Origin of the sequence: Leptolyngbya sp. FACHB-711, from assembly GCF_014695615.1 — a bacterium.
In the GTDB taxonomy this organism is placed as follows: domain Bacteria; phylum Cyanobacteriota; class Cyanobacteriia; order Elainellales; family Elainellaceae; genus Leptolyngbya_A.
In genome coordinates this window covers 1-15,878 of the sequence record NZ_JACJOR010000173.1, presented here as the reverse complement: position 1 = coordinate 15,878, position 15,878 = coordinate 1, and the positions used below count along the sequence as shown (strand labels likewise).

Sequence of the window (15,878 nt, the reverse complement as noted above, 5' to 3'; positions counted from 1 at the left end):
CCTAATGGGAAGCTGAGCAGGGTCAAAGTCTCCAAACCTAAGCCCATCGTCATACCAAGTGGGCCAGCGCTACTACAATCAACCTTCAACTCAAATCTGAAAGCCATTGCCACCGCCCCAAACCTACAGAAAAACTCACCCTATCCCCTCATTATCCCTATCTTCCCAACTCCTCACCCATCCCTCCATCCACTCTTCACCCCCTCCCCACCTCTGCTATCTTTAGTTGGAAGCGTCTTGAGCAAAAAGAAATATTTTCATGGGACTTACTTACCAGCGCGTTTTGCTGAAGCTGAGCGGCGAGGCACTGATGGGCGATCTGTCTTACGGGATTGACCCGTCTGTGGTTCAGAGTATTGCAGAAGAAGTAAAAGAAATTGTTTCAGCAGGGGTGCAGACCGCGATCGTTGTAGGGGGCGGCAATATTTTTCGGGGTGTGAAAGGGGCAGCCGCCGGAATGGATCGGGCAACCGCAGACTATATCGGCATGATTGCGACCGTTATGAATGCGATGACCTTGCAGGATGCCCTGGAACGGCTCGAAGTTCCCACACGGGTGTTGAGTGCGATCGAGATGCAGGAAGTAGCAGAACCCTATATTCGGCGGCGGGCGATTCGTCACCTGGAGAGAGGGCGGGTCGTGATTTTTGGAGCAGGGTCAGGAAATCCGTTCTTTACCACTGATACAACGGCTGCCCTGAGAGCGGCTGAAATCAATGCAGAAGTGGTGTTTAAGGCAACTAAGGTGGACGGGGTGTATGACTCCGATCCCAAGAAAAATCCGAAGGCGCGTCGCTACCAAAGCCTGACCTATAGCCACGTTTTAACCGAAGACCTGAAGGTGATGGATACCACTGCGATCGCCTTGTGTAAAGATAACAATATCCCCATTATTGTGTTTGACCTTTCCGTGGCGGGCAATGTTCGTCGAGCAGTGATGGGAGAGTCGATTGGAACGATTGTTGGAGGGTCTTGTGAAATTAGCTGACGTTGAAAGCCACATGCAGAAAGCCGTTGAGGCAACTCAACGATCGTTTAACACCATCCGAACTGGACGCGCCAATACTTCTTTGCTCGATCGCGTCACGGTTGAATACTACGGCACTCCAACCCCGCTCAAATCGCTTGCCAACATCAACACACCAGATGCCAGCACGATCACCATTCAGCCTTACGATCGTAATACGATGAACCTGATCGAAAAGGCAATCAGTCTATCGGACATTGGCTTAACGCCCAATAACGACGGCTCCACAATTCGCCTGAACATTCCGCCTCTAACGAGCGATCGGCGTAAAGAGCTGGTGAAAATGGCGGCAAAAATGGCAGAAGAAGGCAAAGTCTCGATTCGCAATATTCGTCGAGATGCGATCGACTCAATCCGCAAGCAGGAAAAGAGCGGCGATGTTTCGGAAGACGAAGCGCGGGATACGCAAGACAGCGTTCAGAAGCTGACAGACAAATTCATTCAGAAGATTGAGCAGATTCTTTCCGAGAAAGAGTCCGACATTATGACGATTTAAGAGGGTGATTCGGAAGAATCAGAGGTTCTACATCGCTCCCTAAATCCCCCAGTTTTGGGGGACTTTGAGATGCTTCCAGGAAACGATGTGCTTCCTGGAATTCAAGTTTAGGGGGCGAATTGGATAATGAAAATTTTTTCAAACATCAGCCGCCAATGCCATATCCTGGCTGGCGCAAATCCTCGAATAGCCGCACTTCGACCACGCGATTGGGTTCGATAATGGCGGGCTGTGGTGCAGTCAGATAAGTTGTTGCTGCACTGGTTGTTGCACCTGCCGCGATTCCGGCAATCAGTCCAACTCCGGTGACGGCTCCCAAAAGCGTTCCTGCGACTGCGCCGACCGCCGAGTTTTGCATCATCTGGTTGCTGGAGAGCTGCCGATCGCCCGATAGTTTATTCGATCGTCCGTTTAGCAAAAAACTTTCCCCATCGATGCTAATTGCCTGAGCGATAAACTCGCTGCCTGAACTGCCTGTTTCAAATCGCCCAATCACCTGACTACCCGCAGGCACAATAATTTGGCCTTCCTGATTCCGCACATCGCGATCGACCACCAGCACTTCCTGAAGTGGGTAATCGCTCGACAGATTAAGCGTTTCTTCACCCTGGTATCGCAGACTTAGGACCGTTCCCGAAGGCAGCAATACGCCTGAAGTTGAATTGACCGCCACCACAGTTTCACGGAATCCTTCCTGCGGAGTTTCGCGAGCAGTGGTTCTGGAGGCTGTGCTGGTCGATTCTGATCCCGGTAGCGGTTGCCCAAACTCGATCGCGCTGGTATCACGAGTCCGAGCAGGGGATGGGCTGGAAGAATTTAGGGCGGGGACGCGAACTGAACGCTCTGCTGGCGGCGTCCATGTGGCAGGAGGCAGTTCGGTGGGCAGCGATTCTGGTTCAGCAGGAGGTAGTTCGGTTGGAATAGCAGCGGTAATCGCTTCAGTCGGATTTTCATTTGCTCTGACAGGCTGTTCAGTCGCTTCAGCTTTAGAGGTCTCAGTTTCAGAAGCTTGAAGGGCAGGAGCCGGATTCCCTGAGGTTTGAGAGGCAGGAGTTTGAACTTCAGCGTTCTGAATCTCAGTGGCTTGAGCGGTGGTTTGAGGAACAGAAGTTGGATTCTCTGAGGGCTGAGTGGTAGAAGCTTGATTCTCAAAAGCTTGAATTTCAGAAGCTTGGATCTCAGGAGCCTGACCTTCAGCAGTTTGAGGAGCAGGAGTCAGATTTCCTGGAGGAGCAGATAGAACTGGGTCTGGAGAGGCGGGGTCTGGAGAGGCAGCAACAGCAGACAGCTCGGGAACCGAAACTGTGGGGGGAGTGATTCGCGCAGAGCGCATTTCTGAAGGAACTGCGGCAGCCTCAGCTGGGGGAAGTTCTACAGGAATTTCTGTTGCGCCTGGCTCCAGAGGGGGCAGGTCTGAAGTTGCTTCATTTGCTGCTGCTAGATTTGGAGTTAAACCTGCTGATGTTGAATTAGCGGCTGATGAATCTGCTATCACCTCAGGAGCCGCATTGACAGGAGAAGCATCAGGAGCTTGAGGCGAAGGGGAATTTACAGCAGCAGTCTCCCTTTCGGGGGACTGGGAAGCGATACTTTCTTCGGGGAAGGGCGAAGCGACTGTCTGAGCCGGAGCAGGGTTTGCCCCTGCCAGAACTGGGCGCAGCACCCATCGATCGCCGCTTTGCTGGAGGTCAACCTGCTGTGGAGCTAGAACGGTTCCCGCAGCTAGCTGCATCACGATTCGGGTGACTCCGGGCTGAAACTGAGCGATGCGAATTTGCTGAACTGCGCCGGGAAACTGCTTTTCGGTTTGAAGTGCGCCGACATCAGTGTTAGGCAGATCGATCACAATGCGGGCAGGCTGAGCCGCCAAGAAATAGCGTGGCGTTGCGCCAGGAGGAAGATTGACTGACAGCGCGGCTGATTCAGGGTCGTACTGCCATTGCAGCGAAGAAGCCTGGGCAATTGCCCCTCCGGGAAACTGCGAAGCAAACGAAGCAGGCAACGCGATCGCGGCTCCAGTAAGTATCAGCCCTGTCCCCAATAACCCGACTGGTTGGGAAACACTCAGCCAAAACTGAGTCTGAACCTGCTGCACAAATCGCTTTTGCATAATCACCTCACAAGCCGCACGGCAAAGAACGCTATCTTTTCGAGCAGGAAAAAACGCGGCACACGATCGCTAAAGCGTCTGACTCGCGAAGTCCTTTGCCAGGGCATCACCAGTATTACAGCCGTGGGGCGGCTCAGCTTTCATGTGGTCGTGATAGGAGTAGGGGCAGCAAAAGACTGGCTCCCCTATCCCCCTCTATATGTAGCGTTTCATCCTGCCCTAAATCAATACAGCGTTTAGTGTAATGGCTTTGCTGCAAAATGGCACAGTTTCTTGGTTAAGGCTTGTTGAGCGTGGTAGGCAGGAAATTTACGAGCCTATCTTTTCCTGCCCTAGCTTACGGCGCTTTCGATCAACCGCCATTGCCGATTCTCAGCGATCGCCCGATTCACAGAGTCAAACATTGCGCGGCAGTGATTATTGCTCTTGAGAGGAAGTTCTTCGTTCTTCACCACAAAATTCATGCGGACAGCAGGATCTTGAACAGGTCGTTCGATCAGGACTTCAACCGTCACAAGCTGAGTATAAGAGACATGACCGGGCGCTTCTTTCGCGACCAGGTAGTCTTCCGAGTCAAAAACAACATCCAAACTGCACGATCGCAGCGTCTCGCTGAGGGAATGGCGCAGCCGATTAGAAGCCGATCGCCATTCGGGGTGATCTAACGACACTGAAATAGTAAATAAGCTGGTATAACGAGCCATAGGCAACCCCGGCATCTTAACGTTTAACCATCCACTCCTACCCAATCGGAATTTTGTATTCCCGTCAAGACTGTTCCGGCACTGAATTAGTCGTTTCAATCGAATAGGCGGGTTATCTCAGGAAAGACTTATTCCTGCAAGTTTGCCTGCAAAGGTATGAATTGGGAATTTCCGGTTTGATGTACCTGAGCTCAATTGAGATTGAGTGAGTGGACTTTGTTTCGTTTCCTAGTTCGTTCCTTACCCCATTGCTGCTGGTTAGATGACGAAAACTGCTGGAAATAATGTGAACAAAACCAATCTTGGTAAAAGTGCCTTACTATATCCAGAGTTCAGTCTAACTTGACTAATTCCCGGACAATTTAGCCAAACCATTTAAGAAGGATCTGCTTTTAGAGGGAGATCTCAAGCGACACACTCCTTGCTTTGATGCAGACGATTCTCTTAATTGTAGGCGATTCGTTGAAATTTGCAGCATTTGCATGAGTAGGAACACTCAATTTGAAACAGTGCCCGAAGATTTACCCAAAGATTTATCCGAAGATTTGCCTAGAGATTTACCCAGAAACTCGTTTGAGAAGCGACCCGGAAGGCTCGTTGTTTTTGAAGGTGTAGAGGGTTCAGGCAAAACGACGCAAATCAAAGCTGTGCATACCTGGCTGGTGGAAACTCATTGGCTCAATAACAGGCAGGAATCGCCGTTATTTTCCCAGTGTGTTGCGACTCGTGAACCAGGCGGGACTGGGCTAGGGCAGCAGTTGCGTCAACTCTTGCTTCATCCTGCCAGCGACGAGCCACTGCAAGACCGCACCGAACTTTTACTTTATGCAGCCGATCGCGCTCAGCACGTCGAGGGAATGCTGAAACCCTTACTAGCGCAAGGAGCACTAATTCTCTGCGACCGATACACTGATTCCACCATTGCTTATCAAGGCTACGGCCGACAACTGGATCGCCCCCTAATTGATCAGCTCAATCAAATTGCCACAAGCGGGCTGCAAAGCGACCTCACCCTTTGGCTTGATCTAGATGTGGAGCTTGGCTTAGCTCGTGCCCAGCAGCGGGGCAGTCACGATCGAATTGAGCAAGCCACGATCGAGTTTCATCACCGGGTGCAGCAGGGCTTTACCGATCTGGCCAAGACATTTCCCGATCGAATTATCCGCATTGACGCTAGCCAGCCTTCAGAGCAGGTGACACAGCAAATCCAAACGGTACTGATCGATCGATTGGGTAAGTGGGCGAAAGAGTGACAAAAAGAGTGACAAAAGGGCTGACCCCAAAATTCTAAATAGCAGGACTGGTAAAGGCTAAGCTGCTCAATCAAAAATTCATTAGCGTGCCATTGGGTTGCCACATGGCCGCAATACGGTCTGTCTATAGTAGTCAATATCCGTCGATCGGTTCTTCCTTTCCAAGTTCTTTTCTTGTTGATGGCGTCGAGATAGCAGTGCCAGGGCTAATGGCTCGATCGAGGCAGGGGCATTTATCCGGCGAGGAGAACCGCTTCGCATCGTCATAAACTCACCCTATCTATGCAACAGGTGCGAGATGGCAAAACAGCAAAATTCTGATTCGACCCATCATTCTCCTGAGTCCAATTCGTCCACCTCATCCAGTCAAAACTTCACCATACCTATGTCTCAGTTCGATTATCCTGAAGCGGAAACGGCTTCCCGTCATTCTGAAACTCAACTTACTGAAACTCCCGCTTCTCATCGTTCCAATCGCGGCTGGAGAGCTTCTTTCGCTTCTGTTTTGCTGGGGGCTAGCGTCGCGACGACCGGAGCCTACATTGCCTGGAACCCAAGTTCGCCGCTGCGTCAGCAGGCACAGGCGCAGTTGCCGCCCACTTCGATCACCCAGGCGCAAAATGTTCCCATCCGCGACCCCAATTTCATTACTTCGGTCGTGCAGAACGTTGGACCTGCCGTGGTGCGAATCGATGCTAGCCGCACGGTGAGGTCAGCAGTTCCCGAAGCATTCCGCGATCCGAGGCTACGGCAGTTTTTTGGTGGACGAGTGCCTCTTCAGGAGCCGTCTGAGCGAGTGCAGCGTGGAGTTGGCTCTGGTTTCATTGTCAGCCAGGATGGACAGATTATTACCAATGCTCACGTTGTTGCAGGTTCGGATACGGTCGAAGTCGTGCTTAAGGACGGGCGCAGAATAGAAGGCCGGGTGGTTGGCTCCGATCCCGTAACCGATGTGGCGGTTGTAAAAGTCGATGAAACGAATCTCCCAACTGTGAAGCTCAGTAACTCTGACCAGATTCAGCCCGGTCAATGGGCGATCGCGATCGGCAACCCGCTGGGGCTAGATAACACCGTCACGGCGGGCATTATCAGCGCGACCGGGCGATCGAGCAGTGATGTGGGCATTTCCGACAAGCGAATTGACTTTATTCAAACGGATGCTGCCATTAACCCCGGTAACTCTGGTGGTCCCTTGCTGAATGAGCGTGGCGAAGTCATTGGCGTGAATACCGCTATTCGTGCGGATGCTCAAGGAATTGGCTTTGCGATTCCGATTAATACCGTTCAGCGCATCTCGAATGAACTCATTACCAAGGGCAGCGTTCAGCACCCCTATTTAGGAGTGCAAATGGTAACCCTCACGCCAGCCGTAAAGCAGGACATTAACAGCAATCCAGAGAACGATCTGAACGTCACTGAGGATGAGGGAGTTCTAGTAGTTCGCGTTGTGTCGGACTCTCCTGCTGCTAAAGCCGGAATTCGGGCAGGAGACATCGTTCGCAGCATCAATGGTCAAACCATCACAAAGGCAAACGAGCTACAAAACGTTGTGGAGCAGAGCCAGGTGGGCAGCAATTTGCAGGTGCAGCTCAGACGGGCTGGGCAGGATGTTAACCTGACCGTGCAACCGGGAGCCTACCCCATTGATAGTTCTGACCAGCAGGGTTAATCCCATTTCGTTTTCTGACCTTTTTCCTGATAAGACACGAGGCGCGGCTTGCGCCTTTTTTTTGCTTACGCCGAATCTTGCGGTTGTCCACTTGCCGATCGTCCTTTCTCGATCGCTTCCCGGTATGATCAAAGACTTACTGACAAAGACACTATTGCTCACCGCTCATGTCTGACCTTCGCCATAATTGGACGACTGAAGAAATCCTCGATCTGCTCCAGCAGCCGCTGCTTGATCTGGTATTTCAGGCGCAAACGGTTCACCGTCGCCACAACCCGTCGAACTGCATCCAGCTTGCCACGCTGCTGAGCGTTAAAACCGGGGGCTGTCCAGAAAATTGCAGCTATTGTCCGCAGTCGGCGCACTATGAAACCACTGTTGAAAAGCAGCCAACGCTCACGATCGAAGAAGTCGTTTCTGCCGCGCATCGGGCAAAAGAGCTGGGCGCAACTCGCTTTTGCATGGGCTGGGCATGGCGGGAAATTCGCGAAGGAGTCGCCTTTGAAGCCATGTTAGAAATAGTGCGCCAGGTTCGATCGCTGGGGCTAGAAGCCTGTGTCACTGCTGGAATGTTAACTGACTCTCAGGCAGAGCGACTTGCCGCCGCCGGGCTCTCTGCTTATAATCACAACCTCGATACCAGCCCCGAATTCTACGACCAAATTATCACGACCCGCACTTATGGCGATCGGCTGGAAACGCTTGATCGAGTTCGCAAGGCAGGCATTACCGTGTGCTGTGGCGGCATTATTGGCATGGGTGAAAGTTTGGTTGATCGTGCCCGAATGCTGCAAGTGCTGGCAACCCTGACTCCCCACCCCGAAAGCGTACCGATCAATGCCCTCGTTGCCGTGTCGGGTACACCACTGGAGGAACAGCAACCGATCGACCCATTGGAATTGGTGCGAATGTGTGCCGTTGCCCGCATCCTCATGCCCCAAGCGCGAGTCCGTCTTAGTGCGGGTAGAACCAGCCTTAGCCGTGAAGCGCAGGTGCTTTGCTTCCTGGCGGGCGCAAACTCAATCTTTTACGGTGAAAAGCTGCTGACCACTGCCAACCCCGATCAGGATGCCGATCGCAAGCTGCTAGAAGACATCGGCGCAGTGCCGCTCGAACCCTTTGTTGACACCAATGCCCTATCGATAAATTAAATCATCCAGTTCCGCATAGTCGGGCAGAGTCGTATCGATCGCCTTTCCATTCCGTAGCACAATGCGATCGACCTGGGGACGGGCAAACAGTTCGCTGTAGTAGCGTGCTCTGAATAAAATCAAATTCGCCGCCGCACCCGGATAAATTTCAGCGATTTGCGGCAGTTTCATCAGGGCGGCAGGAGTGGTGGTGACGCTGCGGCTCCAGTTGTCGTAAGGGGCATCAAGCTGGGCGATTCGGGTTGCCTGAGTGAACACTTCCAAGCCGTCATGATCGCCATAGCCATAAAACGGATCGCGGCAGTTGTCGCTGGCAAAGGCGACTGGAACTCCAGCTTGCTTCAGCTCATGCACCAGTGTAATCCCGCGCCACCGGGGAGTTTTTGTGGGCAGAACTGCCTCCTGCAAAGAACCGCCATTAAGCGCAGATTCCTGGTTGCGATCCTGCAAATACAGGTTGCACATCGGCAGACTCACAATTCCAATGCCTGCCTGCCGGACGCGATCGATCGTTTCTGTGGCATCCTTCGCCGCTTGAACTGCCAGGCTACAGCAGTGACCACAAACTATCTGTCCAGAAAACTGATGCTGAATCGCTGCTTCCGCAATGTGATACAGCGCATTGTTTGCCGGATCCCCGCTTTCGTCAGTGTGGATGTCGAGGTCGAGATTGCGCTCTTTTGCCAGGCTGAACAGGCGATCGATCTGCTGAGAGAGGTCAGGATGAGCAATCGTCACACCCCCAAGCACTCCGCCCGCTTCTGCCACTAAATCCGCCAACTTTTCTCCCTCCGGGGTCAGGTAATAGTCCAGAGGCACGAGAGACGCTGCTTGGAGTAACATGCGGTCTGCCCACTCCTGCCGCAGCACTTGAAATACTCCAAAGCTGATCGCTGCCTGTTCTCCATAAGCGTCGATGTGGGTGCGAATTGCCTGCGTCCCATGAGCATAGGCACACCGCAGCCCAAACTCCATGCGCCGATACACATCTTCTGCGTTCCAGTGCTTCTGGCTATCCGCAGCAACGGTTTGCAGCGCATCCTCAAACGATCCAGATCGATTGGGAGCACGTCCCCAGGTGTGTCCTTTGTCTAGATGCGTGTGCAGATCGATAAAGCAGGGAAACACGATGCCTTGCCTTAGATCGTATACAGGCGTTCCTTCTATTGATCGACCCTTCGCAGGCCCAATCTCGGCGATCTGACCCGATCGAATCAGCAAATCAACCTGCGCCAAATCACCCGATATTGGAAAGCTCACATCTTTTAAGAGGGCGATCGGCACACGCGCATTCGTCAACCAGTACTGTTCTGCATCAAATACCATGAAAGCCCTATCCCTAGCACCACACGACACGCTCTCATTCCTTCACGGCTCACCAGCCTCATCCACCCATCCACCCATCCACGCTCTAATTCTCCCGTCGCACCGCGCTCTCATGCCAGTTCCGCAGTAGATAATCCGACAAAACGGTCAGCACCACGAAAATCATCACGCCCAGCATCGTTGTCATTAGCAGAGCCGCAAACATCAGGGGAATTTGTAGATTAAAGCTCGCCATCAGGATTTGATAGGCAATGCCTGATTGAGTTCCACCTGTGCCCGCGACAAACTCTGCCACCACTGCGCCAATCAAAGCCAGTCCGCCGCTAATCCGTAGTCCACTAAGGAAATAGGGCATCGCGCTCGGAAGCTGAAGATGCAGCAGCGCTTGCCAGCGAGAGGCTTTGTAAAGCTGAAATAGGTTAGTTAAATTGTGGTCTGCGCTGTTTAGCCCCACAGTTGTATTTGACAGAATTGGGAAGAATGCCACGATCCAGGCGCATACCGTCAGCGAAACTGCAGTCGAACTGTCGCCCGGCACAATTTGCCGCACCCAGAGAATGATCAGCGGGGCGATCGCGACGATCGGCGTGGTTTGCAGCACCACGGCATAGGGAAAGAAACTGCGCTCGATCCATTTGCTCTGGGTAAACAGCACTGCTACTAGCAGCCCGGAAACCACCGCCGCGATAAAAGCAAAAATTGTAATCTTCAGCGTGATCAGCAGCGACGGAAACAGCGTACCCCACTCCTGAAATAGGGTTTGCAGCACCAGAATTGGACCCGGTAGCAGATAAGGCGGTGTATTCGTAACGCGCACGCCCACTTCCCAGAGGGTCAGCATTATCAGCCCTACGGCGATCGGGGCAAGAATTTGCGGGGACAGCAGACGATCGATCCACCGGGGCTTTTTGGGCTGTTGAGCAACCAAAGGAGCTTTTAGCGTATTGGAATTCATCGTGCTCCCTCGCTCATTGGTACAGAGGGTAGATCGGCAGGCTGCCAGGGTTCAAGCTCTGGATCAGTGCCCATCGAGAGCGTTGTAGACAGGCGGCGGTAGTAGTTTGTAAAGGCAGCAGAGGCACGAAACGCTTCTGTACGGGGGTAAGGCGCATCGATCGCCACATCTGCCACGACCCGACCCGGACGCGCTGCCATCACCACGACGCGATTTGAGAGGTAAATGGCTTCGTAGATGTTGTGCGTCACAAAAATGACTGTCCACTGCATCTGCTGCCACAAATCGAGCAAATCGCTGTTGAGCTTGCTGCGGGTCATTTCATCCAGTGCGCCAAAGGGTTCGTCCATCAGGAGCAGTTCGGGTTTTGTCACCAGGGCACGGGCGATCGAGACGCGCATTTTCATCCCGCCAGACAACTCACGCGGATAGCACTTTTCAAATCCCCGCAGGTCTACGCGCTCGATTGCTTCGGCTACTGCTGATGCGGTCGCTCGTTTGGTAAGTCCTGCCAGCTTCAGAGGAAGGCGGACATTCTCCTCGACCGTTGCCCAGGGCATCAGAGCCGCTTCCTGAAACACATACGCCAGTCGGTGATTCGGATTACCCCAGGACACATTGCCCGTCGTCATTTTGCCCAAGCCTGCAATCAGCCGCAAAACGGTACTTTTACCGCAGCCCGAAGGACCAAGCAGACTGATAAATTGCCCCTGGGCGATCGCGAGATTCAGATCTTGCAGGGCAACCGTACCATTGGCGTAGACTTTGTTGACGTGACTGAGGGTGATTTCAGGCATTCCTAAACAAGCTCCTGAACCGCACTGTAGTTTGCAGATCGATCGTCAATCCTGGCTAAGGCTAGGACTTGTAGGCATCCACGCCTTTATTCACAAATTGCAGGGTATAGGCCTGGGTGTAGTCTGTTTCCTTTTTAAACACGCCCTGCGCCGACATGGTATCGAAGAAAGACTTCCAGCGATCGTCGGTCATCGCGCCAATGCCCTTCGCTTCAGCATCGCCCGAACTGACAATGCCGTATTCCTTCATCTTGGCAATCCCATAGGCAATTTTGTCGTCGGTCATTTTGGGATTGTCTTTTTTGATCAGCTCATTGCCCGGCGTGGGGTCGCCTTCCAGATAGCTGTACCAGCCCTTGATCGACGCATCCACAAATCGCTGGACTAAATCGGGATTTTGCTCGACCAGTTCCCGCTTACACTCGATCGTTGTGGAGTAGGGATCATAGCCGGAGTCTGCCAGCAAAAATACCAGCGGCTTAAAGCCCCCTTCTTTCTCGATGACCATCGGCTCCGAACTGAGATAGCCCTGCTGCGCCGAGGTTTTATCTGCCAGAAACGGACCCGGATTGAAGTTATACGGACGCTTCTGGCTATCGGTATAGCCGTACTTGGCTGACAGGAAGGGCCAGAAGGTGACATTTGCCGCCGAGGAGATAAAGATCGGCTTGCCTTTGAGGTCTTCCAGTGTTTTCACGCCCTGATCCGGGTGAACAATCAGCACTTGCGGGTCTTTCTGGAAAAGCGAGGCAACGGTGACTTTAGGAATGCCTTCTTCGATCGCTTTAATCGCGTCTGAGCCATAGCCCATAAAGAAGTCGATCGCTCCACCCATCAAGAGCTGAGTGCCGTTCACCTGCGGACCACCCATTTTGACCGTGACATCCAAGCCATAGTCTTTGTAAATTCCGGTAGCAACTGCCTGATAAAAGCCGCCGTGTTCTGCCTGAGCGTACCAGTTTGTGCCGTAAGTAATCTTGGTGAGTTCACTGCTTGCAGGGCTGGCAGCCGGAGAACTGGCAGTAGGCGATTCTGTTGCAGCGGGCGGTTGGCTACTCGCACAGGCAGTTACAATGCTGCTTCCGACCGTCAACGCGCCGTACTGCAAAAATTTGCGGCGATTTATTCCAGCAAAGAAAAGTGAATCTCTTGAGCGACTCATGCCATTACCCTCTTAATCGGTAAATCCTGGTTTTAAAGAAACGTGAAGCGACCCTCACTTGAACCTACTAAAACCAATGCTTGCTGATTGTACCTTCAGCTACTTTTTCCCTCAGAGCGATGCACTACCCACTCCATCACCTGGTCGCCCAGTCGTAGATTGCTCAGCCGATCGATTTCTCGAATTCCGGTGGGGCTAGTCACGTTTACTTCTGTTAGGTATCCCCCGATCACATCGATTCCCACAAAATACAGCCCATCGCGCTGCAACGTTGGAGCCAGTTCTGCACAAATTTGCCGATCGCGATCGGTCACTTCTGCTGCCGCCACACGCCCTCCGACTGCCATATTGCCGCGAAAGTCTTTTCCGGTGGGAATGCGATTGACCGCGCCGATCGGCTCGCCGTTGAGCAGAATCACCCGCTTATCGCCGTCTTTGGCTTCGGGCAGGTAGGCCTGTACCATGATCGGGTAAGTCTGCTGCTGCGTACTGATCTCAACCAGCGAGTTGAAATTGCGATCGTCCGGCTGCACAAACAGAATACCTTCTCCTGCCTTGCCGCCCAAAGGCTTCATCACGGCTGCGCCCTGTTGCTCGACAAACTGGCGAATCACCTGTTTATCCTGCGCCACGATCGTCTCTGGAATCACCTTGGTGAATTGCAGCGCGTACATTTTTTCGTTGGCCGCTCTCAAGCCGCCGGGCGAGTTGACCACTAACGTTTTCCCCGGATCAACGTAATCCAGAATGTAAGTCGCGTAAAGATAAGGCACATTCACAGGCGGGTCGGTTCGCATAAATACCGCATCCATTGCTTCCAGGGGCAGCAAAACCTGTTCGCCCACCTGAAACCAGGGATTCTCTGCCTGCCAGCGTCCCTCGACCAGTTTGACTGGCTTCAGCTTGACCGATCGCAGCAATCCATACGCTTTGCCCGACGACACACTGAGCAGCTTTGCCTCCGTGATCCAAACCTCATGCCCTAACCCCTGTGCCGCCTCCATTAACGCCACACTCGTATCGTGACCGGGATCAAGGCGATCGATCGGGTCAATAATAAATGCAAATTTCACAAAGACGACTCCGAAAGAGGGCAGAAAAGAGCGTTCCGATTAAGCTTGCAGCATAGGGTCAAGCTTGCCACTTGCATTGAGGGCATACAGATCATCGCAGCCGCCCACATGCTGCCTGTCAATAAAAATTTGGGGAAGACTGCGCCGCCCGTTTGCCCGCTTCGCCATTTCCGCCCGAGCCGCCTCATCGCCATCAATGCAGTATTCTTCAAAGTCCACTCCCTTTTGCTTCAGGAGGGCTTTTGCCCGAATACAAAAAGGGCAGGTACTCCAGGTATAAATCTCAACTTCAACAGCCATAAGAAATGTCCGTTCCGCTGTGCTTGCAACAATTATCTTTATCTTCCCCTAGTGTAAGCCAATCGCGCGATGCAAGCTGGGTTTCAGGCAATGGGGCGAGAAATGGAGCGATCGAGCGCAGGTCGTTGAAACTCAGTTTTGCTGCAAGGAGAATGACGCGGTCTCGATCGCTTGGGGTAGTGCCCGGGCAGAGGGTCAGAGCAGCACTCCGGCAGGAATGTCGATCGAAACCCTAATTTCTTCAAAGGGTTTGCATCGATTTCAATCTAGTGAGCCATAATTGACGAAGTTTTTTGCTAGAGTGCTTGATCTCGTATGCTCAAATCCTTGATGTTCAAGTCTTTCCTGCCGCTGATGGTTCCCGCAACGCTGGCGATCGGCTCATGGGTCGCTATCGCTCAAACGGCTGTCGCTCAAACTGCATCTTCCCAGTCTTCTCTCTATCGTCCAATTCCAATGCCGTCGAGCAATGAGGTCAGCGATAGCATCACAGACCAGGACATTCCTACTGGCTTTGGCGGGTTTGCGCGAGACTATCTGGTGGACTTCAAGGAAGGCGATCAGGTCGTGATTGATTTGACTTCAGACCAGTTCGATACCATCCTGACTCTGATTGCGCCTGATGGCTCAACCGTTGCTGAGAATGACGATGGACCCGACGGCACGACAAATTCGCTGCTGTTTGCTCGCGTTACTCGCCCCGGCAATTACATTGTGCGCGTCAGTCCTTATGCTGGACAAGGTGTAGGTGCGTTCACGCTCAAGGTAACAAAGCTCCGCCCAATCTAATCGCTGCGATCGCAAGCTGTGGTTCTTCCATTCGCAACCCTATGGTACGGGGTACAATCTAGCGACCTAGTCTAGCTCTGAAGAACGGAGAACCACAGGTTTACAGTCAGCCGGAAAAGCAAACAAAAAGCTTGCCAATCTTTCCTAAAGTTTGCTAATTTAATTAAGCACACAAAGCACGCCCTGCCGGGATAGCTCAGTTGGTAGAGCAGAGGACTGAAAATCCTCGTGTCCGCGGTTCAAGTCCGCGTCCTGGCATACTTTTCAGAGATCGACCAAAAAATCTTCACGAAGTTCGCTTACTTTGTACCAAGCAAATCATGGTTTGGGCAATGCGAGCTTGCAGTCAGATTGCTTAGTAGGGGGATTCAAATCCGGCGGATTCGTCAAAGGAAGCCACATCTGCTTGGTAATCCCTCTGCTCCTGATATTCGCCGATCGCGTGATAGACCGCTATCAGCAGAAATTTTCCGATCGTTCAAAGGATTGGCTTTACGAAAAAGCCTTCTACGATCTGGACAGAGATAGGCAGTAGCAGTAATCGAATACGCATTAAAGAACGCCAACTGCTTAGGGCAGCCAATGTTCTAAATTTGCCGTCATCCAACCCGGTTAAATTAGTGATATGCAGCGTTGTTATGGCGTAATTGCGACCTTAATCACCTTTCGATCGCGCATGTCACAAAACACTTGCTCCAGGTTTTTAAGCGGCTGCCGATCACTCACCATTAGTTCAAAGGGCAGGGTGTAGCTTGCCAGCATTGCTACCGCTTCGCGCACAAAGAAGGGAGTATTGTGAAACACGCCTTTGAGGGTAAGTTCGCAGTAGTGAAGCTGCTCGGTGCTGACGGTGATGGACGTGTCGCGGGGACAGCCGCCGAAGAGATTAACTGTAGCTCCCGGACGGCCAGAGGCGATCGCCGTTTCCCAAACTTGAGGTGATCCGGTCGCTTCGATAATTACATCTGCACCCCAGCCATCGGTCAGTTCTTTTACAGCGGCAGGAATGTCTGTGACTTGACGGTGATTAAACGTGCGGACTGCGCCAAACTGTTTACCGATTTCC

At 52.5% G+C, this 15,878-nt stretch carries 16 protein-coding genes and 1 tRNA gene; 8 read left to right on the top strand and 9 right to left on the bottom strand.

Going from position 1 to position 15,878, the window contains the following annotated elements; genetic code table 11:
- The first annotated feature begins 259 nt into the window (after positions 1 to 259).
- Together pyrH and frr are read left to right on the top strand one after the other, a co-directional pair.
- On the top strand, positions 260 to 988 hold the full coding sequence (gene pyrH, locus H6F80_RS06045; protein WP_190790691.1) for a UMP kinase: 729 nt from the start codon (positions 260 to 262) through the stop codon (positions 986 to 988).
- Positions 975 to 1,523, top strand: a complete 549-nt coding sequence (frr, locus tag H6F80_RS06040; RefSeq protein WP_190790690.1) for a ribosome recycling factor — start codon at positions 975 to 977, stop codon at positions 1,521 to 1,523. Before pyrH ends, frr begins: the two co-directional genes overlap by 14 nt.
- Before the next feature lie 145 nt (positions 1,524 to 1,668).
- On the opposite strand, the gene H6F80_RS06035 is transcribed toward frr, so the two are convergent.
- The gene (locus tag H6F80_RS06035) at positions 1,669 to 3,633 is read right to left on the bottom strand and encodes an AMIN domain-containing protein (RefSeq protein ID WP_190790689.1); all 1,965 of its coding nucleotides are present in this window, start codon (positions 3,631 to 3,633) and stop codon (positions 1,669 to 1,671) included.
- Here H6F80_RS06035 and H6F80_RS06030 point away from each other — a divergent pair.
- Positions 3,628 to 3,873: a hypothetical protein gene (locus tag H6F80_RS06030; protein ID WP_190790688.1), complete on the top strand. Its 246-nt coding sequence runs from the start codon at positions 3,628 to 3,630 to the stop codon at positions 3,871 to 3,873. The two genes, H6F80_RS06035 and H6F80_RS06030, sit on opposite strands and share 6 nt — an antisense overlap.
- Before the next feature lie 92 nt (positions 3,874 to 3,965).
- On the opposite strand, the gene H6F80_RS06025 is transcribed toward H6F80_RS06030, so the two are convergent.
- Complete coding sequence (locus H6F80_RS06025) at positions 3,966 to 4,337, bottom strand: hypothetical protein (protein WP_190790687.1); 372 nt, start codon at positions 4,335 to 4,337, stop codon at positions 3,966 to 3,968.
- A gap of 482 nt (positions 4,338 to 4,819) precedes the next feature.
- Here H6F80_RS06025 and tmk point away from each other — a divergent pair, with 482 nt between their 5' ends.
- The 3 genes from tmk to bioB all read left to right on the top strand — a co-directional run bounded on the left by tmk (position 4,820) and on the right by bioB (position 8,410).
- A complete protein-coding gene (gene tmk, locus H6F80_RS06020; protein ID WP_190790686.1) occupies positions 4,820 to 5,590 on the top strand; it encodes a dTMP kinase in 771 nt (256 codons plus the stop codon).
- Positions 5,591 to 5,975: 385 nt separating this feature from the next.
- The gene (locus H6F80_RS06015) at positions 5,976 to 7,259 is read left to right on the top strand and encodes an HhoA/HhoB/HtrA family serine endopeptidase (RefSeq protein WP_190790685.1); all 1,284 of its coding nucleotides are present in this window, start codon (positions 5,976 to 5,978) and stop codon (positions 7,257 to 7,259) included.
- Between the two features lie 167 nt (positions 7,260 to 7,426).
- Positions 7,427 to 8,410 (top strand): biotin synthase BioB, encoded by a 984-nt coding sequence (gene bioB, locus H6F80_RS06010; protein ID WP_190790684.1) that lies wholly within the window; start codon positions 7,427 to 7,429, stop codon positions 8,408 to 8,410.
- On the opposite strand, the gene H6F80_RS06005 is transcribed toward bioB, so the two are convergent.
- From H6F80_RS06005 to grxC, 6 genes are all read right to left on the bottom strand, one after another.
- A complete protein-coding gene (locus H6F80_RS06005; protein WP_190790683.1) occupies positions 8,396 to 9,736 on the bottom strand; it encodes a cytosine deaminase in 1,341 nt (446 codons plus the stop codon). The two genes, bioB and H6F80_RS06005, sit on opposite strands and share 15 nt — an antisense overlap.
- A gap of 85 nt (positions 9,737 to 9,821) precedes the next feature.
- On the bottom strand, positions 9,822 to 10,691 hold the full coding sequence (locus tag H6F80_RS06000; RefSeq protein WP_190790682.1) for an ABC transporter permease: 870 nt from the start codon (positions 10,689 to 10,691) through the stop codon (positions 9,822 to 9,824).
- Positions 10,688 to 11,488, bottom strand: coding sequence for an ABC transporter ATP-binding protein (locus tag H6F80_RS05995; protein WP_190790681.1), 801 nt, complete (start codon positions 11,486 to 11,488; stop codon positions 10,688 to 10,690). Before H6F80_RS05995 ends, H6F80_RS06000 begins: the two co-directional genes overlap by 4 nt.
- Positions 11,489 to 11,549: 61 nt before the next feature.
- Positions 11,550 to 12,650 carry an ABC transporter substrate-binding protein gene (locus H6F80_RS05990; protein ID WP_190790680.1) on the bottom strand — a complete coding sequence of 367 codons (1,101 nt, stop codon included), beginning with the start codon at positions 12,648 to 12,650 and terminating at the stop codon, positions 11,550 to 11,552.
- Between the two features lie 95 nt (positions 12,651 to 12,745).
- The gene (gshB, locus tag H6F80_RS05985; RefSeq protein ID WP_190790679.1) at positions 12,746 to 13,723 is read right to left on the bottom strand and encodes a glutathione synthase; all 978 of its coding nucleotides are present in this window, start codon (positions 13,721 to 13,723) and stop codon (positions 12,746 to 12,748) included.
- Between the two features lie 39 nt (positions 13,724 to 13,762).
- The gene (gene grxC, locus H6F80_RS05980; protein WP_190790678.1) at positions 13,763 to 14,023 is read right to left on the bottom strand and encodes a glutaredoxin 3; all 261 of its coding nucleotides are present in this window, start codon (positions 14,021 to 14,023) and stop codon (positions 13,763 to 13,765) included.
- A gap of 330 nt (positions 14,024 to 14,353) precedes the next feature.
- Between grxC and H6F80_RS05975 the strand changes: the two genes are divergently transcribed.
- Together H6F80_RS05975 and H6F80_RS05970 are read left to right on the top strand one after the other, a co-directional pair.
- Positions 14,354 to 14,812, top strand: coding sequence for a PPC domain-containing protein (locus H6F80_RS05975; protein ID WP_190790677.1), 459 nt, complete (start codon positions 14,354 to 14,356; stop codon positions 14,810 to 14,812).
- A 185-nt stretch (positions 14,813 to 14,997) separates the two neighbouring features.
- Positions 14,998 to 15,070: transfer RNA gene (locus H6F80_RS05970), tRNA-Phe, on the top strand.
- A 378-nt stretch (positions 15,071 to 15,448) separates the two neighbouring features.
- Here H6F80_RS05970 and H6F80_RS05965 read toward each other — a convergent pair.
- Positions 15,449 to 15,878 (bottom strand): zinc-binding dehydrogenase (locus H6F80_RS05965; RefSeq protein ID WP_190790676.1); only part of this gene is annotated, 430 nt, incomplete at its 5' end.